The organism is Pseudomonas sp. EA_65y_Pfl1_P113, assembly GCF_963970525.1.
Taxonomy (GTDB): domain Bacteria; phylum Pseudomonadota; class Gammaproteobacteria; order Pseudomonadales; family Pseudomonadaceae; genus Aquipseudomonas; species Aquipseudomonas tritici.
On record NZ_CAXAQM010000133.1, the window covers coordinates 1 to 809 of the forward strand.

Annotated in this window: 1 protein-coding gene; it reads left to right on the top strand. The window is 58.6% G+C overall.

Annotation, left to right across the window (positions count from 1 at the left end):
• On the top strand, positions 1–809 hold an 809-nt coding region (locus AACY52_RS28680), incomplete at both ends, for a TonB-dependent receptor (RefSeq protein ID WP_339561120.1).

Here is an 809-nt window from a genome sequence, read left to right on the forward strand (position 1 = left end):
GCCTTATGGTTCTTCACCGGCGCTGTCGTCGAACAACCCGGGTATCGTGCTGCCGTACTTCGTCTGCGCGGCTGGCATCAACTGCATCACGGCGGCCGACCGTACCCTCAACCCGAACAATCCCTATGCCACGAATACCGCGGCAACCTCAGCGGACGCGATGGCGAATGCCGCTAGCATCCGTTATGCCTTTGGCGACATTCCCGTCGGCACCGTGCGCAACAACGAAGTGTTCCGTGGCGCGGTCGGCTTTAACGGCGACATCGCTGGCGGCTATCATTGGAAAATTGACGCAGTCGGCGCACGCGACAATTTCTCGATCACCGAATATGGTGTCATCGACATTGCCGGGCTGAAGAAAGCGGTCAACACCGGTGCCTACAACTTCGTCAATCCGTCGCTCAATTCTCAGGCTGTTCGCGACTTGATCGCGCCGACCTACTCGGTGCCCTCGCACACTTCGCTGATCTCGCTTGACGGGTCGATCGCCAAGGATCTGTTCGCGCTTCCGGGTGGTGACCTGCAGTTTGCGGTCGGCGGCCAGTTCCGCCACGAAACCGAAGAGAACAATGGCGTTGACGTCGGTCTCACCAAATATGCCAACACGTCGGCAGCCTTTGGTACGCATGACGTCTATGCTGGCTATTTCGAAGTCAACGCGCCGATCCTGCCGACCCTCGAGGTGAACGGTTCGGGACGTTACGACCATTATTCGGAAGGATTCAGCCACTTCTCGCCCAAGGTTGGTGCCAAGTGGACGCCGATCAAGCAGATCGCAATCCGCGGTACCTATTCGAACGGGTTCCGTG